Source organism: Rhodovulum marinum, assembly GCF_004343075.1.
Classification (GTDB): domain Bacteria; phylum Pseudomonadota; class Alphaproteobacteria; order Rhodobacterales; family Rhodobacteraceae; genus Rhodovulum; species Rhodovulum marinum.
Genome location: NZ_SLXP01000002.1, coordinates 239,121 through 261,600 on the forward strand (window position 1 = coordinate 239,121; position 22,480 = coordinate 261,600).

General features: G+C 67.2%; 27 protein-coding genes. 8 read left to right on the plus strand and 19 right to left on the minus strand.

Annotated features, from left to right (window positions below; translation table 11 throughout):
• Positions 1–163 precede the first annotated feature (163 nt).
• On the plus strand, positions 164–985 hold the full coding sequence (locus EV662_RS04260) for a ferredoxin--NADP reductase (protein WP_132460899.1): 822 nt from the start codon (positions 164–166) through the stop codon (positions 983–985).
• 117 nt (positions 986–1,102) lie between these two features.
• On the opposite strand, the gene EV662_RS04265 is transcribed toward EV662_RS04260, so the two are convergent.
• Positions 1,103–1,786: a hypothetical protein gene (locus EV662_RS04265; protein ID WP_132460900.1), complete on the minus strand. Its 684-nt coding sequence runs from the start codon at positions 1,784–1,786 to the stop codon at positions 1,103–1,105.
• Positions 1,787–2,032: 246 nt separating this feature from the next.
• Here EV662_RS04265 and infC point away from each other — a divergent pair, with 246 nt between their 5' ends.
• Positions 2,033–2,524: a translation initiation factor IF-3 gene (gene infC / locus EV662_RS04270; RefSeq protein ID WP_243695765.1), complete on the plus strand. Its 492-nt coding sequence runs from the start codon at positions 2,033–2,035 to the stop codon at positions 2,522–2,524.
• A gap of 176 nt (positions 2,525–2,700) precedes the next feature.
• On the plus strand, positions 2,701–4,041 hold the full coding sequence (locus EV662_RS04275; RefSeq protein ID WP_132460902.1) for a globin-coupled sensor protein: 1,341 nt from the start codon (positions 2,701–2,703) through the stop codon (positions 4,039–4,041).
• 69 nt (positions 4,042–4,110) lie between these two features.
• Here EV662_RS04275 and EV662_RS04280 read toward each other — a convergent pair whose 3' ends face one another.
• The 9 genes from EV662_RS04280 to EV662_RS04320 form a co-directional block, all read right to left on the minus strand.
• Positions 4,111–4,902: an FAD binding domain-containing protein gene (locus EV662_RS04280; protein WP_132460903.1), complete on the minus strand. Its 792-nt coding sequence runs from the start codon at positions 4,900–4,902 to the stop codon at positions 4,111–4,113.
• A 10-nt stretch (positions 4,903–4,912) separates the two neighbouring features.
• Positions 4,913–7,279, minus strand: coding sequence for a xanthine dehydrogenase family protein molybdopterin-binding subunit (locus EV662_RS04285; protein WP_132460904.1), 2,367 nt, complete (start codon positions 7,277–7,279; stop codon positions 4,913–4,915).
• Positions 7,280–7,328: 49 nt separating this feature from the next.
• Complete coding sequence (locus EV662_RS04290) at positions 7,329–7,814, minus strand: (2Fe-2S)-binding protein (protein ID WP_132460905.1); 486 nt, start codon at positions 7,812–7,814, stop codon at positions 7,329–7,331.
• Between the two features lie 129 nt (positions 7,815–7,943).
• Positions 7,944–8,942 (minus strand): molybdopterin-binding protein, encoded by a 999-nt coding sequence (locus EV662_RS04295; RefSeq protein WP_132460906.1) that lies wholly within the window; start codon positions 8,940–8,942, stop codon positions 7,944–7,946.
• Positions 8,942–9,928, minus strand: a complete 987-nt coding sequence (locus EV662_RS04300) for an XdhC family protein (RefSeq protein ID WP_132460907.1) — start codon at positions 9,926–9,928, stop codon at positions 8,942–8,944. Before EV662_RS04300 ends, EV662_RS04295 begins: the two co-directional genes overlap by 1 nt.
• A 128-nt stretch (positions 9,929–10,056) precedes the next feature.
• A complete protein-coding gene (locus EV662_RS04305; RefSeq protein ID WP_132460908.1) occupies positions 10,057–10,659 on the minus strand; it encodes a DUF6691 family protein in 603 nt (200 codons plus the stop codon).
• Between the two features lies 1 nt (position 10,660).
• Positions 10,661–11,203 (minus strand): YeeE/YedE thiosulfate transporter family protein, encoded by a 543-nt coding sequence (locus EV662_RS04310; protein WP_132460909.1) that lies wholly within the window; start codon positions 11,201–11,203, stop codon positions 10,661–10,663.
• Positions 11,204–11,507: 304 nt separating this feature from the next.
• Positions 11,508–12,767 carry a vWA domain-containing protein gene (locus EV662_RS04315; protein WP_132460910.1) on the minus strand — a complete coding sequence of 420 codons (1,260 nt, stop codon included), beginning with the start codon at positions 12,765–12,767 and terminating at the stop codon, positions 11,508–11,510.
• Positions 12,768–12,846: 79 nt separating this feature from the next.
• Entirely contained in the window at positions 12,847–13,770 is a 924-nt protein-coding gene (locus EV662_RS04320) for an AAA family ATPase (RefSeq protein WP_132460911.1), read from the minus strand.
• 122 nt (positions 13,771–13,892) lie between these two features.
• Between EV662_RS04320 and EV662_RS04325 the strand changes: the two genes are divergently transcribed.
• On the plus strand, positions 13,893–15,113 hold the full coding sequence (locus EV662_RS04325) for an acyl-CoA dehydrogenase (RefSeq protein WP_132460912.1): 1,221 nt from the start codon (positions 13,893–13,895) through the stop codon (positions 15,111–15,113).
• Positions 15,114–15,187: 74 nt separating this feature from the next.
• On the opposite strand, the gene EV662_RS04330 is transcribed toward EV662_RS04325, so the two are convergent.
• The 6 genes from EV662_RS04330 to EV662_RS04355 form a co-directional block, all read right to left on the minus strand.
• Positions 15,188–15,610, minus strand: coding sequence for a DUF1523 family protein (locus EV662_RS04330; RefSeq protein WP_132460913.1), 423 nt, complete (start codon positions 15,608–15,610; stop codon positions 15,188–15,190).
• A 297-nt stretch (positions 15,611–15,907) separates the two neighbouring features.
• The gene (locus EV662_RS04335; protein ID WP_132460914.1) at positions 15,908–16,096 is read right to left on the minus strand and encodes a DUF3008 family protein; all 189 of its coding nucleotides are present in this window, start codon (positions 16,094–16,096) and stop codon (positions 15,908–15,910) included.
• Positions 16,097–16,177: 81 nt separating this feature from the next.
• The gene (locus tag EV662_RS04340) at positions 16,178–16,318 is read right to left on the minus strand and encodes an entericidin A/B family lipoprotein (protein ID WP_132460915.1); all 141 of its coding nucleotides are present in this window, start codon (positions 16,316–16,318) and stop codon (positions 16,178–16,180) included.
• Positions 16,319–16,394: 76 nt separating this feature from the next.
• Entirely contained in the window at positions 16,395–18,203 is a 1,809-nt protein-coding gene (locus EV662_RS04345; RefSeq protein ID WP_132460916.1) for a sensor histidine kinase, read from the minus strand.
• Positions 18,200–18,757: an RNA polymerase sigma factor gene (locus tag EV662_RS04350; protein WP_132460917.1), complete on the minus strand. Its 558-nt coding sequence runs from the start codon at positions 18,755–18,757 to the stop codon at positions 18,200–18,202. Before EV662_RS04350 ends, EV662_RS04345 begins: the two co-directional genes overlap by 4 nt.
• Positions 18,751–18,951 (minus strand): NepR family anti-sigma factor, encoded by a 201-nt coding sequence (locus EV662_RS04355; RefSeq protein ID WP_243695766.1) that lies wholly within the window; start codon positions 18,949–18,951, stop codon positions 18,751–18,753. The genes EV662_RS04350 and EV662_RS04355 overlap by 7 nt, the downstream gene beginning before the upstream one ends.
• A 101-nt stretch (positions 18,952–19,052) precedes the next feature.
• Here EV662_RS04355 and EV662_RS04360 point away from each other — a divergent pair, with 101 nt between their 5' ends.
• Positions 19,053–19,871 carry a response regulator gene (locus EV662_RS04360; protein ID WP_132460918.1) on the plus strand — a complete coding sequence of 273 codons (819 nt, stop codon included), beginning with the start codon at positions 19,053–19,055 and terminating at the stop codon, positions 19,869–19,871.
• A gap of 97 nt (positions 19,872–19,968) precedes the next feature.
• Here the strand turns inward: EV662_RS04360 and EV662_RS04365 are convergent, their stop codons facing one another.
• On the minus strand, positions 19,969–20,139 hold the full coding sequence (locus EV662_RS04365; protein WP_132460919.1) for a DUF1328 domain-containing protein: 171 nt from the start codon (positions 20,137–20,139) through the stop codon (positions 19,969–19,971).
• 170 nt (positions 20,140–20,309) lie between these two features.
• Here EV662_RS04365 and EV662_RS04370 point away from each other — a divergent pair, with 170 nt between their 5' ends.
• Both EV662_RS04370 and EV662_RS04375 read left to right on the plus strand, forming a co-directional pair.
• Positions 20,310–20,594 carry a hypothetical protein gene (locus tag EV662_RS04370; protein WP_132460920.1) on the plus strand — a complete coding sequence of 95 codons (285 nt, stop codon included), beginning with the start codon at positions 20,310–20,312 and terminating at the stop codon, positions 20,592–20,594.
• Positions 20,594–20,956 carry a phage holin family protein gene (locus EV662_RS04375; RefSeq protein WP_132460921.1) on the plus strand — a complete coding sequence of 121 codons (363 nt, stop codon included), beginning with the start codon at positions 20,594–20,596 and terminating at the stop codon, positions 20,954–20,956. Before EV662_RS04370 ends, EV662_RS04375 begins: the two co-directional genes overlap by 1 nt.
• 8 nt (positions 20,957–20,964) lie before the next feature.
• Here the strand turns inward: EV662_RS04375 and EV662_RS04380 are convergent, their stop codons facing one another.
• Positions 20,965–21,357 (minus strand): hypothetical protein, encoded by a 393-nt coding sequence (locus tag EV662_RS04380; protein ID WP_132460922.1) that lies wholly within the window; start codon positions 21,355–21,357, stop codon positions 20,965–20,967.
• Positions 21,358–21,436: 79 nt separating this feature from the next.
• On the opposite strand from EV662_RS04380, the gene EV662_RS04385 reads away from it, so the two are divergent.
• Complete coding sequence (locus EV662_RS04385; RefSeq protein WP_165915516.1) at positions 21,437–22,168, plus strand: Crp/Fnr family transcriptional regulator; 732 nt, start codon at positions 21,437–21,439, stop codon at positions 22,166–22,168.
• Between the two features lie 69 nt (positions 22,169–22,237).
• On the opposite strand, the gene EV662_RS04390 is transcribed toward EV662_RS04385, so the two are convergent.
• Positions 22,238–22,435, minus strand: coding sequence for a CsbD family protein (locus EV662_RS04390; RefSeq protein ID WP_132460923.1), 198 nt, complete (start codon positions 22,433–22,435; stop codon positions 22,238–22,240).
• Positions 22,436–22,480: the final 45 nt, after the last annotated feature.

Genomic DNA, 22,480 nt, shown 5'->3' on the forward strand with positions numbered 1-22,480 from the left:
GGGGTTGATCTGGGTCATGGTCGCGGCCCCGCCGCTGGGGAATACCCGGCGGGACGGGCGGCGCCGGACCCAAGGCGTCCGGGCCCGCAGGTGGGGGGTTTCCCCGGACGACGAGGACACCTAGAAAGAAAGGAGCGGGGCGCCCTGCCCCGTTGTCGCATACATGAATCAACAGACCGCCGTGACCCAACCCAACGCTGCCAAGAAGCATCTGCCCGACGCGCAGACCGTGACCGAAGTGCGCCACTACACCGACCGTCTGTTCTATTTCCGCACGACGCGACCGCAATCCCTGCGTTTCCGCTCGGGCGAGTTCGTGATGATCGGGCTGCCGGGCGAGGACGGCAAACCGATCATGCGCGCCTATTCCATCGCCTCGCCGTCCTGGGACGACGGGCTGGATTTCTACTCGATCAAGGTGCAGGACGGCCCGCTGACCAGCCGGCTGCAACATATCAAGGAAGGCGACGAGATCATCCTGCGGCCAAAACCGGTCGGCACGCTGGTCCTCGACGCGCTGCTGCCGGGCAAGCGGCTGTGGTTCCTGGCCACCGGCACCGGCATCGCCCCCTTCGCCAGCCTGATGCGCGACCCCGAGACATACGAGCAGTATGACGAGGTCATCATGATGCACACCTGCCGCGAGGTGGCGGAACTGGAATTCGGCCGCCAGCTGATCGAGAGCCTGCCCGAAGACCCGCTGATCGGCGAATTCGTCGGCGACAAGCTGAAATACTATCCCACCACCACCCGCGAAGAGAGCAAGTGGATGGGCCGCGTCACCGACAACCTGGCCTCGGGCAAGGTGTTCGCCGATCTGGGCCTGGAGGGCACCCAGATGGACCCGGCCACCGACCGCGCGATGGTCTGCGGCTCGCTCGACTTCAACAAGGACGTGATGGCGATCATGGAAGGCTGGGGCCTGCGCGAGGGCGCCAATTCGGAACCGGCCGAATACGTGGTGGAAAAGGCCTTCGTCGGCTAGGGCTGCCAGCGCACCGAACGAAAAGCCCCGCAAGGTTCTGCCTTGCGGGGCTTTTTCTTGACTGGTTTTCGGGGCGGATGGGCCGGGCGCGACACGCGCCCAGGCCCGCCCCCGGTCTTACATGCCCAGCGCGCTGCGCACCTGGGCCAGCACGTCTGCCGCCACCGAAGGGCTGTTCCGGGCGGTTTCGACCGCGGATTTCAGCGCCCGCTTCTGGCCATCGCCCAGCGACGAGTTGTCGATCATCTCGATCACCGCATCGGCATCGAAGCCCTCGGGACTAAGGACATCCACGACCTCTTCGGCGGTCTCCTCGACCGCGGCGGCCGCATCTTCAGCCGCCTCTTCCGTGGCCTCGGCGGCCGCTTCTGCGGCGGCTTCGGTTTCCTCTACGGCCTCGGTCGCGGTTTCCTCGACAGCCTCGGTCGTCGCCTCTACCGCTTCCGCGGCCTCTTCGGTGGCCTCGTCCACGGCCTCGACCGTTTCTTCGGTGGCTTCCTCGACGGCCTCGGCCACGTCACCGGCGGCCTCTTCGGTGGCCTCGACGGCCTCGCCGGCAGCCTCTTCGGTGGCCTCGGCAGCCTCCTCGGTGGTTTCCTCGACAGCCTCGGCGGCCTCCTCGGTCGCCTCGACGGCCTCATCCACCGTTTCCTCGACGGCTTCGGCGGCTTCGGGGGCCGCAGTCTCGGGCGCGGCGGCTTCGGGGGCCGAGCCGTCCCCGGTCATGTTACCAAGATACCAGATATAGCCGCCAACCCCGACGGCGGCGAGAATGACGATCGTGATAAGGGCCTTTTTCATCGCTGTGTCCTCACATCCCGGGATTGCGCGATCCCTGTCCTGGCGCGGTTTTCGCATGATAGGCACGGCGTGCAAACCGCCCGAACGCCGCAGCGGCGTTTCTCTGCCGAACGTTCCCGGAAAACCGCCTTGAAGCAAGGCGTTCCCACGAGTAATTTGTAGCGCGTCAACATTGGCAGAACAAGGAACGACACCATAGCCCGCAGACCCCACAACGCGCCCCCTACGCGCGATACCGGCCCCCGCGTGAACGATCGTATCCGCGCCCCTGAAATCCGCCTGATCGGCGCAGAGGGCGAGAACATCGGCGTGGTGCCACCCGCCCGCGCCCTTGAGCTGGCCGAGGAAGCCGGGCTCGACCTGGTCGAGATATCACCGAACGCCACGCCCCCGGTCTGCAAGATCATGGATTTCGGCAAGTTCAAGTACGAAACCCAGAAACGCGAGGCCGAGGCGCGCAAGAAGCAGAAGATCATCGAGGTCAAGGAGGTCAAGTTCCGCCCGAACACCGACACCCATGACTACGAAGTCAAGATGCGCAACGTGGTCCGTTTCCTGGAGAACGGCGACAAGGTGAAGGTGACGCTTCGCTTCCGCGGTCGCGAGATGGCGCACCAGAACCTTGGGCGCGAGCTGCTGGAGCGGGTGGCCGAGGACGTCAAGGAAATCGGCAAGGTCGAGAACATGCCCAAGATGGAAGGCCGCCAGATGGTCATGATGATCGGGTCGCTGAAATAGCCTGCGCACCGTTTGTCACGTGTCGAGGCCGTCCTGCGGGGCGGCCTTTTCATTTGAACTTTAAGCTCTTTCCGGGGCCCGAACCGGCGGCGCTAACTTCCTGGCAACCGAACGGCCGCTATCCGGTAGGGGAGACCGCCCACCCCTTTTGCGTTGACCTTGACCGGAAAGACTTCATGCAGCAGCGTTCCCCCGCCCGGCTCTGGGCCTATGGCCTCGACAAAGAAACCCGCGCCGCCCTCCGCGAGGTTGGAGAAATCGTGATCCCCCGCCTCGACGAGGTGCTGGGCGATTTCTACACCGATGTCGACGCGACGCCCGACTGGTCGCAGTTCTTCAACTCGCCCAAGCTGCTCAACCACGCGAAATCCCATCAGAAAATCCATTGGGAGCGGATGTTTTCCTGTGACTACACGCAGGACTATTTCACCCAGGCGGACAAGATCGGGCGCGTGCATTATCGCATCGGGCTGCCGTTGCGGCACTATGTCGGCGCCTATGCGCGGGTCGCGGCAACGCTGCAGCGGATCATTTCCTGTGAACAGAATGGGCGATTGCGCGCGCTGCTGCGGCGCCGGTCCTGCATGCATTCCGACGCGCTGACCCGCGCGCTGATGCTGGATATCGAACTGGCCGTCTCGGGCTTTCACGAGGCCCAGAGCGAAGAGTTCGCCCAGCGCATGGAACGGCTGGGCGAAAGCTTCGAATCCGAGGTCAGCCGCGTGGTCGACGTGCTGAACGGATCGATGTGTCGCCTGTCGGGCGCCGCGAACGGGCTTGACGACGAAATCCTGGGCGCGCGCCAGGGCGCGGGGTCGGTTTCGGCCAACGCGGTGCAGATCGCCACCAGCACCCAGTCGGTCGCCGCCGCGATCGAGGAATTGTCCGCCTCGATCGCGTCGATCACCCAGGATGTCAGCGAGGCCGCCGCAGCCTCGGTCAGCGCCGCCACCGAGGCCGAGGCCTCGGCCAGCCAGGTCGGTGCATTGCAGACCGCGGTCGAGGAAATCGGCGAGGTTGTCAGCCTGATTTCGGCCATCGCGCGGCAGACCAACCTGCTGGCCGTGAACGCCACCGTCGAGGCCGCCCGCGCGGGCGATGCCGGCAAGGGATTCGCGGTGGTCGCCTTCGAGGTCAAGGCCCTGGCCCAGCGGATCAGCGACGCCACCGCCTCGATCAGCGACCGGATCGAGCGCATCCAGACCGAAAGCGGCTCGATGGCCAACCGGATGAGCGGCATCGGCGACAGCGTGTTGCGGATGAAGACCTTCACGGAAAGCATCCGCGTCGCGGTGGACGAACAGAAGGCGGCCGCGCGCCATATCACCCAGCACGCCGAATCGACCGCGGCCAGCAGCAACGAGATGGCCGACATGATCCATGACGTGTCCTGCCGCGTGGAACGGTCCGGCACGACCTCGGGCACGCTCAAGGATGCGGTGGCCACCGTCTCGGGCGAGACGGGGACGTTGTCCGAGCGGGTGCGCGCCTTTCTCGGCGCACTCAAGGCGGCCTGAGCGCCCCGGACAGCGAAAGGGCGCCCTCGCCCGTGGCGAAGGCGCCCCCGATCCGGTTCGCGCCGTGGCCTAGCCCGCGGCGGTGACCGCGCGGCCCGTCAGGACCTTGACGAGATGGGCGCGATACTCGGGCGAGCCGTGCAGATCGCCGATCATGTTCTCCGCATCCACCGCAAGACCCGCAATCGCGCCCGCCGAAAAGTCGGAAGACAGCGCCGCCTCGGCCTCGGACCAGCGGAACACCCCCTCTTCGGAGGCGCCCGTCACCGCGACGCGCACGCCATCGGCGTATTTCGCCACGAAGACCCCGGTCAGCGCAAAGCGGGAGGCGGGCTGTTCGAACTTCACGTAAGCCGCCTTTTGCGGCACCGGGAAGCGGACCTCGGTAATGATCTCGCCCTCTTCCAGCGCGGTGGTGAACATGCCCTGGAAATAGTCATCCGCGGCGATGTCGCGGATGTTCGTGCGGATCATGGCACCCGAGCCCAGTGCGGCGGCAGGATAACAGGCCGAGGGGTCGTTGTTGGCCAGCGACCCGCCGATCGTGCCGCGGTTGCGCACCGCCGGATCACCGATATTGCCGGCCAGCGCCGCCAGCGCCGGGTAATGCGCCGCGGCCTCGGCGGCGACGACGGCGTGCGGCGTCGCGCCGCCGATGCAAACCGCGCCGTCATCGGCGATGCACACGCCCCTGAGTTCGGCGATACCGGTCAGGCTGACCAGCTTGGCGGGCCCCGCAAGACGTTGTTTCAGCGTGGGAATCAGGGTCTGCCCCCCGCCCAGCGCCTGCGCCTCTTCCGTGCCCAGGGCCGCGACCGCCTCGTCCAGGGTGGTGGGCCGCTCGAAATCGAATGCGTACATGTCTGCCTCCTCAGCCCTGCATCGCCGACCAGACGCGCGAGGGCGTCAGCGGCATGTCGATATGGGTAACACCGGTGTGCCCGGCGCGTTGCAGTGCGTCGACCACGGCATTGACCACCGCGGGCGGGCTGCCGATGGCGCCGGCCTCGCCGCAGCCCTTGACCCCCAGCGGGTTGTGGGTGCAGGGCGTCTGGCAGGAATGATCGACCGTGTAGAACGGCACGTCATCGGCCCGCGGCATGGCGTAATCCATGTAGGACCCCGACAGAAGCTGGCCGTACTCGTCATAGGCCGCCCCTTCCAGCAGCGCCTGGCCGATGCCCTGGGCGATGCCGCCATGCACCTGGCCGTCGACGATCATCGGGTTGACGATATTGCCGAAATCGTCGGCCGCGGCAAAGCGCTCGATCGTTACCTTGCCGGTCTCGGGGTCGACCTCGACCTCGCAGGCATAGGCACCCGCGGGATAGGTGAAGTTGTTGGGGTCGTAGAAGGCGGTTTCCTCCAGCCCCGGTTCGATTTCCTCGAGCGGGTAGTTGTGGGGCACGTAGGCGGCAAGCGTCACGTCGCCCCAGGCCACCGACTTGTCGGTGCCCGCGACGGTGAAGGCGCCGTCCTTGAGCTCGATATCGTCGGGCGAGGCCTCCATCAGGTGGGCCGCGATCTTCTTGGCCTTGGCGATGATCTTTTCGGTGGCCCGCACCATGGCAGAGCCGCCCACCGCGAGCGAGCGCGAGCCGTAGGTGCCCATGCCCATTGGCGTGTTGGCGGTGTCGCCGTGGACGATTTCCACCATGTTCTCGTCGATGCCGATCATGTCGGCCACGACCTGGGCAAAGGACGTCTCGTGCCCCTGCCCGTGGGAATGCGAACCGGTCATCACGACCAGCCCGCCGGTGGCATTCACCCGCACGGTGGCCGATTCATACAGGCCGGCACGAGCCCCAAGTTGGCCGACAAGGTGGCTGGGCGCGATCCCGCAGGCCTCGATATAGCAGTTGATGCCAAGACCGCGCAGCTTGCCACGCGCCTTGCTTTCGGCCAGCCGGGACTCGAAGCCCGAGACGTCCGCGATCTCCAGCAGCTTGTCGAGCGTCGCATTGTAGTCGCCGGTGTCGTATTCCACTGCCACGGGCGTGGCATAGGGGAACTGGGTGATGAAGTTCTTGCGGCGCAGCTCCACCGGGTCGATCCCCATCTCGCGCGCGGCCTTGTCGATCACGCGCTCCAGCTGGAACGTCGCCTCGGGGCGGCCCGCGCCGCGATAGGCATCCACGGGCACGGTGTTGGTGAACACCGCCTTGACGTTCACGTAGATCAGCGGGGTCTTGTAGTTGCCCGCCATCAGCGTGCCGTGCAGCCACGTGGGGACGCTGGGCGCAAACGTGGAAAGGTAGGCGCCCATGTTGGCGTAGGTCTCGGTGCGGATCGCCTGGAAATGGCCCTCGGCATCCAGCGCCAGTTCGATCTTGGTGACGTGGTCGCGGCCATGGGCGTCGGTGATGAAGCTTTCGCTGCGCGAGCAGGTCCATTTCACCGGGCGTTTCAACTGCTTGGCGGCGAAGGTGCAAAAGGCTTCCTCGGCGTAGTGGAAGATTTTCGAGCCGAAGCCCCCGCCCACATCGGGCGCCACCACGCGCAACTTGTGTTCCGGGATACCAAGCACGAAGGCGCCCATCAGCAGGCGGATCACGTGCGGGTTCTGGGACGTGGTGTAAAGCGTGGAGTCCTCGGTGCCGGGGTCGAAATCGCCGATGGCCACGCGCGGTTCCATCGCGTTCGGCACAAGGCGCTGGTTCACCAGTTCCAGCGTGGTGACGTGATGCGCCGTTTCGAACGCCTTGTTCACTGCCTCGCGGTTTTCCTCGACAAAGCCCCAGTCGTAGCAAAGGTTCGAGGTCAGATCGTCATGCACCTTGGGCGCGCCGTCTTCCAGCGCCGCCTTCATGTCGAGGACCGGTTCCAATTCCTCGATATCGATCACCACCGCCTCGGCGGCGTCGCGGGCCTGGTCATAGGTTTCGGCCACCACCACGGCGATCGGGTCGCCCACGTGGCGCACCTTGCCCTGCGCCAGCACCGGGTGGCCCGGTTCCTGCATGACCTCGCCATGGCGGTCGGTCACCTGCCAGCCGCAGGGCAGCCCCCCGATGCCTTCGAAATCGGCGCCGGTGAAGACGCGGATCACGCCGGGCATCGCCTCGGCATCGGCGGTGTTCACGCCGTTCAGCCGGCCATGGGCCACCTGGCTGCGCACGAAACAGGCATAGGCCTGGCCGCGCAGGTTGATGTCATCGGTATAGCGGCCCCGTCCCGTCAGGAACCGCACGTCTTCGCGCCGCTTGGAGCTGGCGCCGATGCCGTGATCTTTCGGCATGTCTGATCCTCCCTGAAACGGCGGGTCTCCCGGCCCGCCCGAACCCGCCCTACTCGGCGGCGATGGCGCCCACGTCCTGGCCCGAGGCCGCCATGATCGCCTTGACGATGTTATGATAGCCCGTGCAGCGGCAGATATTGCCCTCGAGATAGTCGCGGATCTCGGCCTCGCTGGGCTTGGGGTTCTTCTCCAGAAGGGCTGCGGCCGTCATCACCATGCCGGGCGTGCAAAACCCGCATTGCAGGCCGTGATGGTCCTGGAACGCCTGCTGGATCGTCGACAGCGACCCATCGGCGTTGGCCATGCCCTCGATCGTGCGGACCTCGGCGCCCTCGCATTCCAGCGCGAACATTGTGCAGGATTTCACGTCCTGCCCGTTCACATGCACCACGCAGGCGCCGCACTGGCTGGTGTCACAGCCGATATGGGTGCCGGTCATCCCCAGCCCCTCGCGCAGGAATTGCGACAGCAGCGTGCGCCCCTCCACCTCTCCGGAAACGGGTTTCCCGTTCACGGTCATCGTGACCTTGGTCATCGATCTCCTCCCTCGATTTCGACGATACTTAAGCATGGCGACCGGGCTTTGAGAACCGTTGATTTGCACATGCTTTGGTCTAGGCTGCGGGTGCCGTTACGTCCCGCTAGGATGCGGCATTCCCGTCGATCAGCCCTCGCGCGGCTGGGGCCGCGAGGGGATTTCCTTGAGCAGCCCCCCGACGCCCATCGCCGCGATCTCGTCCGCTCCGAGCCTCAGCCCGCAGGCCACCCGTTCCAGCACCCAATCCGCCCCGTTCAAGGCCGGGCTGCGGGCGCAGCCGGGCAGCCCGATCACCGGCCGCCCGCCCTGGTCGCCCAAAAACAGCAGGTTGCCGGGATCGACCGGCATGCCAAACCGTTCGACCGCGCCGCCCGCGGCGCGCACCGCCCGGGGGCCGGTATCGTACAGGTCCGAGGTGGCCGAACCGGTCAGGATCAGCGCGATGTCACCGGGCAGCACGGCCAGCGCCGCGGCCATCGCGCTTGTGTCATGGGGCACGGTTTCGACGGCAACCAGCGCGATGCCCAGCGCGGCCAGCCGCGCCTCGACCGCGGCGCGGCCCTTGGCGGCCAGGTCCGGTTTCTGGCCGGCCACCTCGGACAGGATCAGCCCCGCGGTCCTGCGCGCCACCGGGTGCACGCGGAGCGCACCGGGCGCGGCGGTGCAGGCGGCGTCAAGCGCCGCCCCGGGGACCGCGTAGGGGATGATCTTGACGGTGCCGACCAAAAGCCCCGGCGTGACCCGGGTGAAGGGTGCCAGCGTGGCCAGCGTCACGCCGGGATCGACCCGGTTCAGCACGTGGATCGCCTCGGCATCCAGCCCGACCACCCCGGCGCAAACGGCGTGCAGGTTCACCCGCCCCCGCGCCGCCTTGCCGATCCTGAGCGCCGCGCCCTTCGGGTCGGGCACCAGCGCACGGGCCAGTCGGGCCGCGGCGGCATCCTCGGCCACGTCGCCGGGATCGGGTCGGGCCACCGTCACCTCACCCACCCCGGCGGCCATCAACGCGGCGACCTCGTCAGGCCCCAGCACCAGCCCCTTTTTCAACATCCGCCCACCGACGCGCAAGGAATGGGCCAGGATCGCGCCCTCGGCCTGATCGGGCGGCACGGGACCGAAGCGCATCAGCCCTTCCTCAGCCGTTCGATGATCTGGGCCATGATGGAAACGGCGATCTCTGCCGGGCTTTTCGCACCGATATTCAGGCCCACGGGGGCGTGGATACGGGCGATGCGGTCGTCCGGGATACCGGCCCCGCGCAGCCGCTCCACCCGTTTCGCATGGGTCCGCGTCGACCCGAGGCAGCCGAGGTAGAACACATCCGAGTCCAGCGCGGCCAGGATCGCCGGGTCGTCGAGTTTCGGGTCATGGGTCAGGGTGACGACGGCGGTGCGCGCGTCCAGCCCGTGATGGGCCAGCGCCGCGTCGGGCCAGTCGTCCAGGATCACCTCGCCGGGAAACCGGTCCAACGCGCCGAAGGCAGGCCGCGGATCGATCAGCGTGGGGGCGAAACCGGCCAGGCGGGCCATCTGCACAAGGGGTTGCGCGATATGGACGGCCCCGACGATGGCCATGCGCAAGGGCGGGTTGTGGATGCCGATGAAGGCGTTGCCCTCGAAGCCCGACCTGTCCGCGCGCAACCGGTCCGCGATCTGCGGGCCCAGCGCGGGATCGTCAGGCCCCGCGAGGCGCCGTGCCCAGCTTTCGGTATTCACCACATAGGCCACGGCCCGCCGTTCGGCGCGGGCGGCGGCAAGGTCTGCCAGCAACGGCTCGGGCAAGGCCGCGCCCACGGGTTCGACCAGCACCCGGATGCGCCCGCCGCAGGCCAGCCCCACGGCGAAGGCGTCGTCATCGCTGACGCCGAATTCCAGCATGCGGGGCTTGCCGTCCGCAAGCGCCTCCAGCGCCTCGGCGATCACCGCGCCCTCGACGCAACCGCCCGATACCGAGCCGGCCATGCCGCCCTCGCCCGAAATCGCCAACTGGCTGCCCACGGGGCGCGGCGCGCTGCCCCAGGTTTCCACCACCGTGGCCAGGACCGCCCCCCTGCCCGCGCGATGCCAGTCCAGCGCGGTTTCCGGAATCGCCTCGAAATCGCCGATCTGCATGATTGGCCCTCCTCCCGGGGCCGATAATGGGGGTGGCCGGGTGGCTTCGCCAGAGGGAATCGCCCCCGCAAACGCGACGGCGCCGCGGGACAGTCCCGCGGCGCCGATGGCAGGCAATCGGGAAGAGGTTACTCGGCCGGTTCGGCCACGCCCTCGCCCGCGGGCGCCTTTTGCCCGGCCAGGCGCCGGGGCAGGATGATCGCCACGATGATGAAGGCGATGCCGATGCCGATGCCCAGCACATCGCCCGAGAACGGCAGGTTCGGCAGCGCCGCCGGATAGTCGGCCCCCGGGATCGCACCCAACGTCCATTTCTCGCCGTTGAGAAACCCGATCTGTTTCCAGAACGGATAGGTCAGCGCATAGGCGCCCGCCCCCAGCAGGCCGCCGGCGACGAAGAACCACGCGTCCAGCCGGCCCGTGGCGGCCGCGCAGACCCCGGTGCCCGGGCAATAGCCCGCGATGGCCCAGCCGATGCCCAGGATCGCCCCGCCCAGAAGCACGCCCACGTTGATCGCCTTGACCGACATGTGGCCGACCTCGACCAGGCCCAGCATCTGGCCGCCGAACATCAGGATCGAGGCGGTGCCGATGGCCACGAGGATGGTCTTCATCAGGTGAATGTTGGTCAGGTTCAGCATCCGGCCGATCCAGTTGGGATCGGTCGCCCCGATGCGTTCCAGCATGACCCCGAACAGGCCCCCGATCGCGATTGCCAGAAAGATTTCCATCTCAGGCCTCCTTCTTCAGCAGGATGCGGGCGGTGGGGAAGGCGGTCAGGAACGCGCCGAACGCGAAGATGTAGCCCGACACCGCGGTCTGCATCATCCCCGACATCATGTGCCCCGAGGTGCACCCCCCCGCCAGGCGCGCGCCGAACAGCACCAGCGCCCCCCCGATGAAGGCGATGATCCAGCGGCCGATCCAGCCCAGGCTGAAATTCGCACGCCAAAGGTCGGGGTTGAACCGCTCGCGCAGGGGGATGCGCCCGAAGACGATCGAGGACAGCAGCGCGCCGCCCATCATCGCGGCCACGAAGATGAACGAGTAGTTCACCGGGTCGGCGATGTCATCGGCGTATTTCGCCAGATAGGCGTTCGACGACGTCCAGGCGCCATCGGCGCCCTGCGCGACCGTTCCGGGCACCTGCGTGTTCCAGAGAATGCCGTCCAGCACGACGAATTGCGTCGACACGCCGATCGGCTTGACCAGCAGCACGGCAAGGAAAAAGACGACGCCCAGAAGCGGGCCGCCGATCTTCCAGTTCAGAACCATGGGAATGTCCCCCTCGTAATATTCTTTATTTCGAATGAATTCTGTCACGCCGGACGGTGCCGATCCAGATCAATGATGACGCGGCAACAGAAAAACGCCGTGGGAGGGAGGGCCCACGGCGTTTCTGGGAATGGTACAGAGGGAGGGAGGGCCCTCTTGCACCCGAGGTCCTGCGCCGGGAAAAGCGGCAGGACCGATGAATGTGGAACCTCGATGCGCGCCGGGAACATGCGGGCATCGCCACAAACAACACATGCTGAATGTATATTTTAGCTGCGCCGAACCTTGATCCAGATCAAACAGGTCAGGATTGTCGCATCACGCGAAGCATCCGGTCGCGCTCGCCCGGGTCGTCGGCATGGCTGATCGCCCGGGCCAGATCCTCGAGCGAGGCGATCGAGTGGCCCGCCCGGAAACAGTCCACATGCGGCAGCATCGCCCTTATTCCCTTGGCTTTCGGGGCGAATCCGTCCCAACGCAACAGCGGGTTGATCCAGATCAGGCGAAGCGCGGACAGGTGCAGCCGCTCCATCTCCTGCGACAAGGTGTCCGCCTCGTCGCGATCCAGCCCGTCGGTGATCAGAAGCACCACCGCGCCCGTACCCAGCACCCGGCGCGACCAGTCGCGATTGAAGGCATGGAGCGCCGACGCGATTCGCGTGCCGCCCTCCCAGTCCTGCGCCTCGGCGCCGGCGGCGGCGAGGGCCGCGTCGACATCGCGGGTGGCCAGTTGCCGGGTGATGTTGGTCAGCCGCGTGCCGAAGGTGAAGGCGTGCACCTTCGCCCAACCCGCGCCCTTTTCGTTGGCCACCGCGTGCAGGAAATGCAGCACCATGCGCGAATATTGCGACATGGAGCCGGAGATGTCGCAGAGCACCACGAGATTCGGCCAGCGGGTGCGCCGGGCCTTCTGCTCGAAGGCGCGAATCTCGCCGCCCTCGCGCAGCGCGGTGCGCATCGTGCCACGCCAGTCCGGCATCCGGCCGTGGCGGTCGGCGCGGGTACGGCGGGAGGTGAGCGGTTTGACCGGCAGGCTGAGGCGGGCGAGCATCCGCTTGGCCTCGGCGATCTCGGCGGTGCCCATCTGTTCGAAATCGAGAGTCTTTAGCCGTTCGCGCCCGGACTGGGTCTGGCTGGCGTCGATCTCGAGCTCTTCGCCGCCCTCCTCCTCGGGCAGGTCGGGCAGGTCGCGGTCCACCCCGTCAAGCAGTGCCTCGGCCGCGCGTTTCTCGGCCGCGCGCGCCTTGCGCTCCTCGGCGACGCCGCGCATCGAGGGCAGCATCAGGCTCATCATGTGTTCGAGGAAGCGCGGGTCGCGCCAGTAGAGACGGAACACCTGGTCGTAGACCTGGCGGTGTTCGGGCCGCGAGATGAAGCAGGCGGCGAGCGTGTGGTAGAAATCGCCCCGTTCGGAAAACCCCGCCGCCTCGACCGCGCGGATCGCGTCGATGACGCGCCCCGGGCCCACGGGCAGCCCCGCCTTGCGCAAGGCACGGGCGAAATGGAGGATGTTGTGGGAGAGCTTGCCGTCCTCGGGGATGTCGAGCGGGGGCAGGTTTGCCATGCGGGGCCTCGGCTTTGGCGGAGAGGCCGGGGGCTGTCTGCCCCCGGACCCCCGAGGATATTTTCGGCCAGAAGAAGGCTCAGGCGGGGGCGAGTTCGGCGCGGACCTCGTCGAGGAGGCGTTTCGCCTCGGAGCCCTCGATCCGCTGGATGTCGTCCTGGTATTTCAGCAGCGCCCCGATCGTGTCGGCGATGACCTGGGGGGAGAGGTCGATCACGTCGAGCGCGAGCAGGCATTTCGCCCAGTCGATGGTTTCGGCGACGCCGGGTTTCTTGAAGAGGTCCTGCGCGCGGAGCTTCTGGACGAAGGCCACGATCTCGCGGGACAGCGTTTCGGCGGCCTCGGGCGCGCGGGCGTGGAGGATGTCGAGTTCGCGGTCGAAGCTGGGGTAGTCGACCCAGTGGTAGAGGCAGCGGCGTTTCAGGGCGTCGTGGACCTCGCGCGTGCGGTTCGAGGTGATGATGACGATGGGGGGATGCTCGGCGCGGATCGTCCCGAGTTCGGGGATCGTGACCTGGAAATCCGACAGCGCCTCGAGCAGGAAGGCCTCGAAGGGTTCGTCGGTGCGATCGAGCTCGTCGATCAGGAGGACGGGCGGGCCCTCGACTTGGGGGCGCATGGCTTGCAGGAGCGGGCGTTCGATGAGGTAGTCGGACGAGAAGAGTTCGTCCTTGAGCGCGGTGCGGTCGGCGCCGGCCCCTTCGAAGCCCACGGCCTCGGCGGTGCGGATTGCGATCATCTGTTCGGCGAAGTTCCATTCGTAGACCGCGCTGCCCGCGTCCAGCCCCTCGTAGCATTGCAGCCGGATCAGGCGGCGGCCCAGCGCGGTGGCGATGGCCTTGGCGATCTCGGTCTTGCCGGTGCCGGGTTCGCCCTCGAGGAACAGCGGCTTGCCCAGCCGCAGCGACAGGAAGGCCACGGTCGCCAGCGCGCGGCTGCAGACGTAATCCTGCCCCGCCAACAGCGATTGAACCTCGTCGATCGAGCCGATTGTCTGTCCCATGCGCCTGTCCTCCCCTGTCCTTAGAACTGCATGGGGGCGGGCGGCGGTCAAGCGCCTGCCGGACGATTGCCCCGAGGGCGCGTGCGGGTTATCCCTCGGGCAAGACAGCCAAGGAGCCCCCGATGGACAGCGCCGCCCCCCTGAAACCGAAGGATGCCCCCGACCTTTCCCGGTTCGACTGGGAGGATGCGCTGCGGCTGGAGGATCGCCTGGACGAGGACGAGCGGATGTTGCGCGACGCGGCGCGCGCCTTTGCGCAGGACCGGCTGCAGCCGCGGGTGACAGACGCCTATCGCGAGGAGCGGGCCGAGCCCGAGATCTTTGCCGAGATGGGCGAGGCGGGATTGCTGGGGGTGACGGTGCCCGAGGAATACGGGGGCTTGGGCGCGTCCTATGTCACCTATGGCCTTGTCGCGCGCGAGATCGAGCGGGTGGATTCGGGCTATCGGTCGATGATGTCGGTGCAGTCCAGCCTGGTGATGTACCCGATCCATGCCTACGGGACCGAGGCGCAGCGGCGGAAATACCTGCCCGGGCTGGCCGCCGGCACGCTGATCGGCTGTTTCGGGCTGACCGAACCTGATGCGGGGTCGGACCCGGCGGGGATGAAGACGCGGGCCGAGAAGACCCCCGGCGGCTATCGGCTGACCGGCACCAAGACCTGGATTTCCAACAGCCCCTTCGCCGATGTCTTCGTGGTCTGGGCCAAGTCCGAGGCGCATGGCGGCAAGATTCGCGGTTTCGTGCTTGAAAAGGGCATGAAAGGGCTGTCGGCGCCCAAGATCGAGGGCAAGCTCTCGCTGAGAGCCTCGACCACGGGCGAGATCGTGATGGACGGGGTCGAGGTCGGCGACGAGGCGCTTTTGCCGGGCGTCGAGGGGCTGAAGGGGCCGTTCGGCTGTTTGAACCGGGCCCGCTATGGTATCGCCTGGGGGGTGCTGGGGGCGGCCGAAGATTGCTGGCATCGGGCGCGGGCCTATGGGCTGGATCGCAAGCAGTTCGGCAAGCCCATCGCGGGCACGCAGCTGTTCCAGAAGAAGCTGGCCGACATGCAGACCGAGATTTCGCTGGGCCTGATGGCCTGTCTGCAGGTGGGGCGCCTGATGGACGAGGCGCGCGCCGCGCCCGAGATGATTTCGCTGATCAAGCGGAACAATTGCGGCAAGGCGCTGGAAATCGCGCGGGCGGCCCGCGACATGCATGGCGGCAACGGGATTTCCGAAAGCTTCCAGGTGATCCGGCACATGATCAACCTGGAGACCGTGAACACCTACGAGGGCACGCACGACATTCACGCGCTGATCCTGGGGCGCGCGCAGACGGGGCTTCAGGCGTTTTTCTGAAGCAGGCCGGACGGGCGGGCCGCCCCACTCACGGCCGGGCGGCCCCGGGTCGTGGGGCCGCCTGACATGGCATGTCAGCCGGTGCCGCTGACTTCGCCCTCGCCCTGGTCGGACGGCGCCCTGCGGCAGCGTTCGGGCGCCTCGATCGAGGTGGCGTTCGGGAACATGTCGAGGAACGGAATGCGCAGGCCATAGCCGTTCACGATAACGGGTTCCTGCGGGCATTCGCGGGTGACGCGGCTGGCCACCGATTGCAGGTCGGCCGAATCGAACTTGAAATAGGGCGGCATCAGGCCCGCATCGCGGTTCTTGAAGATCAGCGTGTCGGACGTGCCCGCATAGACCGTTTCGATCCGGTATTGCACATCGCGCCCGTCGCCGGTCGTGCCGGTGATCTGGACCTCCCAGGAATCAGGGCCCCAGCGTACCCAGACCAGGCCCAGCGCGACCACCAGGACAAGCCCCAGCCCGATCTTGATCTTGGTCTTGGATGTCATGTCAAACTTTCCTCGAATGGTGATTGGGTCAATTTCCGGTTCGTTGCGTCGCGATGCACCTTCCCAACGCGCAACCGGCGGCGGAGTTCCCGAAAACGACCGTCACCCGGTCCGAAGGCCATGTATCGGACCGGCGCCAAGCATCTGTTTTCAGGACTGGATTCAGCTGGGCGGGCGGGCCCGGAAAAATCTGCAGGCACCTGCCCGCGCAAGGTCGACGCATGGATTGACGCGTGCGCCCGCGCCGCGACGCGGGCGCGCATTCGGTGGCCCGGCGGCGGGGCGTTCGGGGCCCGCTCAGTCGCCCTTTCGTTCGGGCAGGTCGTCGATATCGCCCGTGGCCAGCGCCGCCAGTTCCTCTTCGGTCATCGTGTCATGCATCTCTTTCGAGGCGCCCTTCAACGTGGCCACCGGGGTCTCGCCGCGTTTCGCCGAAAGCGCCGCACCGGCGGCGCGCTGCTGGGCCTTGGATCGTGCCGGGGGCATTGTCAGCCTCCTTTCCTCGGCATGACGGGCCGGGGCGCTGCACGCGACCCCCGGCCCCTCGGTTGCAAAGCCGCTGCGCGGTCAGTTCTGGGCTTGTTGCGCCTCGCTCTCGATGGCCTGGCCGGCCTGTTCCAGGTCGCGGCCCGCGCCTTCGACGGTTTCGCACGCGGCCAGGGCGGTCAACGCAAGCAACGGAATCGACAGCAGCAGTTTCGGTGTCATGGGATCTCCTGATCTGGTGGGTTGCGGTATGCCGGACAAAACGCGCGGAACGGCCCCGGGTTCCGGTGAAAATCGCCTAAATCCGCTGGTCCTGCGCCACAGGCGCATCCGCAGCGAGATCGTCTTCCTCGGGATAGGCATAATCGGGCGGCAGCGGCGTGAAGGTGACGTGAAGCTCGTAGCGATCGTCCTTCGCCTCGACCTCCAGCGTGCCGTCAAGCTGGGCGGCGAAAGAGGCGATCAGGTCCTGCCCGAGGCCCGAGCCCGCGGCTGTGCGCGTGTCGCCCGACGCCGAGCGCGAATTCACCACGCTCAGGCAGATGCGCCCGTCGGCCAGGTGCTGCAGCGCCACCACGATCCAGGGCGCCTCGCCTGTGGGCGCACCGCAATACTTGACCGCGTTGAACGCCGCCTCGGCGGCCAGCAGGGACAGCGGCACCGACTGGTCGGGACTGATCTCCACCGGGTCGAGCCGGGTGGAGATTTTGACCGCGTTCTCGCCCTTGTCGATATCGCCCATCACCACGAGCTGGCCGATGATGTCATCCAGAAGCTTGTCGGCCCGCACCATCGACAACCGCCGCGCGAGGTAGAGGTAGCGGTGGATCGCGGCCAGCGCCATCACCCGGTCCTGCACCCGGCGCAGCAGCACCCGCGCCTCGGCGCTTCGGGCGTTGCGGATCTGCATGTTCATGATGCTGGTGATGATCTGCAGGTTGTTCTTGACCCGGTGATGCACCTCTTTCAGCAGCATCGTCTTTTCCGCCAGGTCCTCTTCCAGGGCGCGGTCCTGTTCGGCCAGGCGCCGGGTCATCGAGCGGAACGCCTCGGCCACCACCTCCAGCTCGTCCGGGGCGCGGTCGAGCCGGGCATTCTCGAAATCGGTCTTGCCGCCGGCGTAAAGCCGCATCCAGGATTGCAGCCGCCGGATATGGCGGATCGCCAGGCGGTGAACGGCGAAATAGGCAACGACGATGCCCGCCCCCCACATCAGGATGGGGAAATACAACGCCATGGCGCGCCCCGCGGTGGGCAGCAGGCTGCTGCGCTGCGGCTCCCAGCTGCCAAGGACGTAGACCCGCCCCTCGACCACCGGCACCACCGCGAAATCGCGGGTTTCGCCCAGCCGGTTCTCGCCGCGAAAGGTCTGGCGCCCCGCGCGCGCCATGTCCTGGGGCGTGCGCCCGCGCGGCAACACCGCCTCGATATTGTCCGGGCCGGAACCGCCCTCGCGGCTGGCCGCCTCGGCGGTCAGAAACTCGCCGTCTTCGTCGAAAACCAGCAGGTCCACCGACTGCCCCTGGTCGTCGAGCGTGTAATAGGCCGCGACATAGGGGATCGAGATCAAAACGAACCCCGTCAGCCCCGCATCCCCGAACACCGGCACGCTGACCCGAACCACGCGCGGGTTCGGCAGGTCGCGGTTCATCCGCGTATCGACACGCGGGCGCGGGTCGCGCAGGATTTCCAGGAAATAGGCGTCGTCCGCGACATTCGGGTGGTTTCCACTGGACGAACAGGTGATCGTGCCGTCGCGGGCGATGAACCCCGCGAACATGAAATCGTCGGTCTCGTCGACCAGCCGGCCCAGCACCGCATCGCAGGTCAGGGTTCCCTGTTCTAACAGCACGTTGGCCGCGGCGACGGCCCGGGCGGCGCCGAACGCGCTTTGGATCAGCGCCTGGGTGCGTGCGGCGGCGCGTTGCGTGCGATCCATCAACGCCACGCCCGAAAGCCGGCGCGATTCGTTGAGAACCTGCGAGGTCTGGTAGACCGAGATCAGCCCAAGCGGCAGCATCGCGATGGTCAGCGCCCCGATCAGCCAGATCGCAAGACCATGGGTCCAGCGCCGTGCCTGAAGCCGCGCCTTCAGCTTGTCGGTCATGCCAGCGGCTTGTCGGTCAGCACGGCCAGCGTCGCGGAATCGGTCATCACCACATCCCCCTCGTCGTCGAGATGCATCAGTTCGATCAACCGCGCGCGCGCCCGGTTGACCCGGCTTTTGATCGTGCCCACCGCGCAGCCGCAGGTCGCCGCCGCCTCTTCGTAGGAAAAACCTTCGGCGCCCACCAGCGTCAGCGCCTCGCGCTGTTCGTCGGTCAGCTGCACGAAGGCCGCGCGGAAATCGCCCAGCGCAAGGCGCCCGTCGTGGTGCGGCTTTTCCGACATGCTCGCGGCGTGCAGGCCCTCCGGGTCCTCGACCTCGCGCCGGCGCTTGCGGTGCATCGAGTAATAGGTGTTGCGCAGGATGGTGAACAGCCAGGCCCGCAGGTTCGAGCCCGGCTCGAACTTGTCGAGATTGTCCCAGGCCTTGACGAGGGCGTCCTGCACCAGGTCGTCCGCCGTCGCCGGGTTGCGCGCCAGGCTCAGCGCAAAGGCGCGCATGGCGGGCAGGTGCTCGACCAGTTCGTCGCGCGGATCGGGAGCGGCGCTCAAGATGCATCCCCTTCGCCGTCGCCCGGCGTCTTGTCCGCCTTGCGCGGCTGCTTGCGCAGCTGGTCGAGCAGGGTCAGGAACCGTTCGGGCACCTCTTCCTCGGTCGCCTGCGCATAGACGCGGCGCAGGTTCTCGTCGATCTGTTCTTCCATCCGCCCCTTCCGGTCCTTGTCCGGCATCTTGCCTCGCCCGTTCACGTCAACGATCCTTCGTGCAGTTTTTCGCGCGTGCTGCGGGAACCCTAACGCGCAGAACGGCGTTGGGTTCCCGCATGGATCAAGAATTTCAGAGGTGGCGTATGACGCAAGCCCCGACTCCCGATGACCTTTCAACCTGGATTGGCGCCGAACTGCCCTATCTGCGGCGCTATGCGCGCGCGCTGACCGGCAACCAGCAAAGCGGCGATGCCTATGCCGTCGCCACGCTGGAAGCGATCCTGGCCGATCCGCAGGTATTCGATGCGGGCCTTTCGCCCAAGGTGGCACTGTTCAAGGCATTCAACCGCATCTGGATGTCGACCGGCGCCCCGACCGGCGCGGTCCAGCCCGCAACCGGCCTGGAGGCGCAGGTGCAGGCACGCCTCGCGGGATTGACGGCGAACACGCGCGAGGCGCTGCTGCTGCACAGCATCGAGGGGTTCTCGACCCAGGATATCGGCGCGATCATGGGCGTGGCGGCCAGCGAGGCGGGCGAACTGATCGACATCGCACGCGACGAGATGTCGAAAGCCATCGCAGGCCGCGTGCTGGTCATCGAGGACGAGGCGATCATCGCCGTCGATATCGCCGCAATCGTCAAGGGGCTGGGCCACGAGGTGACCGGCATCGCCCGCACCCATGCCGCCGCGGTCGACCTGGCGCGCAAGGACCCGCCGCACCTGGTGCTGGCCGATATCCAGCTGGCCGACAAATCCTCGGGGATCGACGCGGTGAACGATATCCTGTCGGATATCGGCGAGGTGCCGGTGGTGTTCATCACCGCCTTCCCCGAACGCCTTCTGACCGGCGAGCGGCCCGAACCGGCCTTCCTGATCTCGAAACCCTATAGCGAACACCAGGTCCGCTCGGCCGTCAGCCAGGCGATGTTCTTCGCCAGCACCGAAACGCTGGGCGCCTGAGCGCGCCCTGGCCGATCCTGCCCGCGCGAACGGATAGGGCCCCGCCGGTCAAACGGCGGGGCCCGGTCTTTTTCGCATGGCAGCCCGGCGCCAGGGATCAGGGCGCGCGCCCGCTGATCACCCGGAACAGAAGCGCCGCGACGAACAGCGCGATGAAGATGAAGAACAGGATTTGCGCGATCCCCGCCGACGCCGAGGCGATGCCGCCAAAGCCGAAAACCCCGGCCACAAGCGCCACGAGAAGAAAGATGAGTGCCCACTGAAGCATGTCGTCGTTCCTTTCCTGTGTGGTGATGCATCCTCAACGCCGCACCTCGCCACGGGTTCCCCCGCGTTTGCCGCCCGGGCGATCTTTTCGCGCGGTGGGAACCCGTCCGCCCGGATACGCGTTTGGCCTTCTCACATGCACGCCCACAGCCGGAAAAAAGGAGAGCAGACATGGCGCGATCGGGGAACGGCACCGCCACGCGGGACGATCTGGAACGGCAGATCGAGGCGCTGAAAACGGATATCTCGGACATCTCGCAGACGCTGGCGCAAATGGGCGCGGACCGTCGCGATGCCACGGTCGATGGCATGCGCGAGACCGCCGCCCAGATACAGCGCAAGGGCGCCGCGATCGGCGAACAGGCCGCTGACGCGGTCCGGCAGCAACCCGCCACAGCCATGGCGCTTGCCGTGGGGGCGGGCTTCATCGTGGGGCTGATGACGGGCCGGCGCTGATGGGCTTGCACCCGATCAGGACGGCCGAACGGCGCGTCGCGGACTTGTCGCGCCGGCTTGCGCTTGGCACCATCGCGGGGCTGGCGATGGCCGCGGGGCTGGGCTTTCTGACGGTGGCGGCCTGGCTGGTGCTGTCGGCGCAGAACGGGGCGGTGTTCGCGGCGGCTGTGATCGGGATGGCCTACCTGGGCCTGGGCCTGGTGCTGGCCGCCATCGCGGCCGCACGCCGCAACGAGCCGCGGGACGATGCGCCGAAACCCTGCCACGACCCCCAGGACACCTTTGCCCGGATGGCCGAGGGGTTCGCGGCGGGGCTGGAGGCGGGCCGCGCGGCGCGCGACGGGCCGAACGGGCGGGCCTGACCCGTCGCCTAGCCGTCGCTCAGCATCTCATGGACCATTCGTTCGGTGAACGGGCGCAGCAGCAAGTGCCATCCGTGATCCAGCACGCGCTGGCTGTCCTCGCCCATGGTCAGCACCATCCGCGCCCCAAGTCCGCGCAGCACCCCCGTCAGACCGCTTTGCATCGCGTCGTCGAAGCCCATCGCCAGAAAGGCCGCATCCACCCGCCGCACGCCGTCAAGCGCGCCCTCGGCCTCTTCGGGCCGGGCGACGTGCAGCACCCGGCACGGACCGCGTGACTGCAACGCCTGGATCAGGTCGGACGACACCAGCGCGTCCTTCTCCAGCACGAAGAACACCGGGCCATGCTGCGCAGGCGCAGCCTGATCGGCATGGGATTCGCTTTGACGGTGCGTTGACATGGGCCACCCCCTGGCGGAACCTTAGGCCGGAAAGGCGCCCCGCGCATTTAAATATGACATAGACAGCGTGAGGCCCCCCTTGCCCGTCGATTGCACCGATTGCCCGCTGCGCACCAAGGCGCTTTTCCACCCGATGTCCCCGTCGGAACTGGCGTTCATGCGGCGTTTCAAGGTGGGCGAGCGCGTCATCGCACCGGGCACCCAATTGCTGAGCGAAGGCGAACCCAGCGACGAGTTGTTCACCGTTCTCGCGGGCCTTGGCCTGCGGTCGAAAGCGCTGGCCAATGGCGGCCGGCAGGTCGTGGGCGTCGTGTTTCCGGGCGATTTCGTCGGCCTTCAGGCCGGCGTGATGGACGCAATGCAGCACAGCGTCGAGGCGCGCACCGAGATGACGGTCTGCGTGTTTCGGCGCGACGCGCTGTGGCATCTGTTCCGGGAACACCCCGAGCGCGCCCATGACCTGACATGGCTGGCAGCGCTCGAGGAACACCTGCTGGGCGAAAGCCTGGCCGCGTTGGGCCGGCTTGGCGGAAAGCAGCGGCTTGCCCGCGGGCTTTACCGGCTTTACCGGCGCGGCGATGCGCTTGGGCTGGTGCGCGACGGCCGCATGCGGATGCCCTTCATCCAGCAGGACCTGGCCGATGCGCTGGGCCTGTCGCTGGTGCATACCAACAAGCTGTTGCGCACGTTCCGCGAGGGGCGGATCGCAGGCTGGTCCGACGGGCATCTGCATGTGCTCGACGAAAACCGGTTGCGCGACCTGGCACTGGTCCCCGAGGATCGCCCGCCGCCGCCCCGTCCGCTGATCTGACCACGAAAAACCGCCCTGCCATGGCGGCAGGGCGGCAGGCGCACCACGGGGCGCGCAAGGGCGGTGCCCCTAGTGGCGGCTCAGGAAATCGTCGACCTCGCGCTCGGCCGCCTCGCGGGTCTTGCCGTATTTTTCCTGCACCTTGCCCACGAGCTGTTCGCGATCACCGTTGATCTGTTCCAGCTCGTCGTCGGTCAGGACGCCCCAGGCCTCGCGCACGCGGCCCTTGATCTGTTTCCAGTTGCCCTTCAGTTCGTCGACATTCATGACAGCCTCCTTCGTGGTTCGGTCATCGTCGAGTCAACGCGGACC

What these genes read in the sequence shown, in the direction of transcription:
- EV662_RS04285 (WP_132460904.1), bottom strand. Translation starts at nt 7,279, where the DNA reads ATGCCGAAAGATCACGGCATCGGCGCCAGCTCCAAGCGGCGCGAAGAC.
- EV662_RS04305 (WP_132460908.1), bottom strand. Translation starts at nt 10,659, where the DNA reads ATGGAAATCTTTCTGGCAATCGCGATCGGGGGCCTGTTCGGGGTCATG.
- EV662_RS04345 (WP_132460916.1), bottom strand. Translation starts at nt 18,203, where the DNA reads ATGACCGACAAGCTGAAGGCGCGGCTTCAGGCACGGCGCTGGACCCAT.
- EV662_RS04280 (WP_132460903.1), bottom strand. Translation starts at nt 4,902, where the DNA reads ATGTACGCATTCGATTTCGAGCGGCCCACCACCCTGGACGAGGCGGTC.
- EV662_RS04290 (WP_132460905.1), bottom strand. Translation starts at nt 7,814, where the DNA reads ATGACCAAGGTCACGATGACCGTGAACGGGAAACCCGTTTCCGGAGAG.
- EV662_RS04330 (WP_132460913.1), bottom strand. Translation starts at nt 15,610, where the DNA reads ATGACATCCAAGACCAAGATCAAGATCGGGCTGGGGCTTGTCCTGGTG.
- EV662_RS04275 (WP_132460902.1), top strand. Translation starts at nt 2,701, where the DNA reads ATGCAGCAGCGTTCCCCCGCCCGGCTCTGGGCCTATGGCCTCGACAAA.
- EV662_RS04370 (WP_132460920.1), top strand. Translation starts at nt 20,310, where the DNA reads ATGGCGCGATCGGGGAACGGCACCGCCACGCGGGACGATCTGGAACGG.
- EV662_RS04265 (WP_132460900.1), bottom strand. Translation starts at nt 1,786, where the DNA reads ATGAAAAAGGCCCTTATCACGATCGTCATTCTCGCCGCCGTCGGGGTT.
- EV662_RS04310 (WP_132460909.1), bottom strand. Translation starts at nt 11,203, where the DNA reads ATGGTTCTGAACTGGAAGATCGGCGGCCCGCTTCTGGGCGTCGTCTTT.
- EV662_RS04325 (WP_132460912.1), top strand. Translation starts at nt 13,893, where the DNA reads ATGGACAGCGCCGCCCCCCTGAAACCGAAGGATGCCCCCGACCTTTCC.
- EV662_RS04260 (WP_132460899.1), top strand. Translation starts at nt 164, where the DNA reads ATGAATCAACAGACCGCCGTGACCCAACCCAACGCTGCCAAGAAGCAT.
- EV662_RS04320 (WP_132460911.1), bottom strand. Translation starts at nt 13,770, where the DNA reads ATGGGACAGACAATCGGCTCGATCGACGAGGTTCAATCGCTGTTGGCG.
- EV662_RS04380 (WP_132460922.1), bottom strand. Translation starts at nt 21,357, where the DNA reads ATGTCAACGCACCGTCAAAGCGAATCCCATGCCGATCAGGCTGCGCCT.
- EV662_RS04300 (WP_132460907.1), bottom strand. Translation starts at nt 9,928, where the DNA reads ATGCAGATCGGCGATTTCGAGGCGATTCCGGAAACCGCGCTGGACTGG.
- EV662_RS04375 (WP_132460921.1), top strand. Translation starts at nt 20,594, where the DNA reads ATGGGCTTGCACCCGATCAGGACGGCCGAACGGCGCGTCGCGGACTTG.
- EV662_RS04390 (WP_132460923.1), bottom strand. Translation starts at nt 22,435, where the DNA reads ATGAATGTCGACGAACTGAAGGGCAACTGGAAACAGATCAAGGGCCGC.
- EV662_RS04365 (WP_132460919.1), bottom strand. Translation starts at nt 20,139, where the DNA reads ATGCTTCAGTGGGCACTCATCTTTCTTCTCGTGGCGCTTGTGGCCGGG.
- EV662_RS04315 (WP_132460910.1), bottom strand. Translation starts at nt 12,767, where the DNA reads ATGGCAAACCTGCCCCCGCTCGACATCCCCGAGGACGGCAAGCTCTCC.
- EV662_RS04295 (WP_132460906.1), bottom strand. Translation starts at nt 8,942, where the DNA reads ATGCGCTTCGGTCCCGTGCCGCCCGATCAGGCCGAGGGCGCGATCCTG.
- EV662_RS04340 (WP_132460915.1), bottom strand. Translation starts at nt 16,318, where the DNA reads ATGACACCGAAACTGCTGCTGTCGATTCCGTTGCTTGCGTTGACCGCC.
- EV662_RS04360 (WP_132460918.1), top strand. Translation starts at nt 19,053, where the DNA reads ATGACGCAAGCCCCGACTCCCGATGACCTTTCAACCTGGATTGGCGCC.
- EV662_RS04335 (WP_132460914.1), bottom strand. Translation starts at nt 16,096, where the DNA reads ATGCCCCCGGCACGATCCAAGGCCCAGCAGCGCGCCGCCGGTGCGGCG.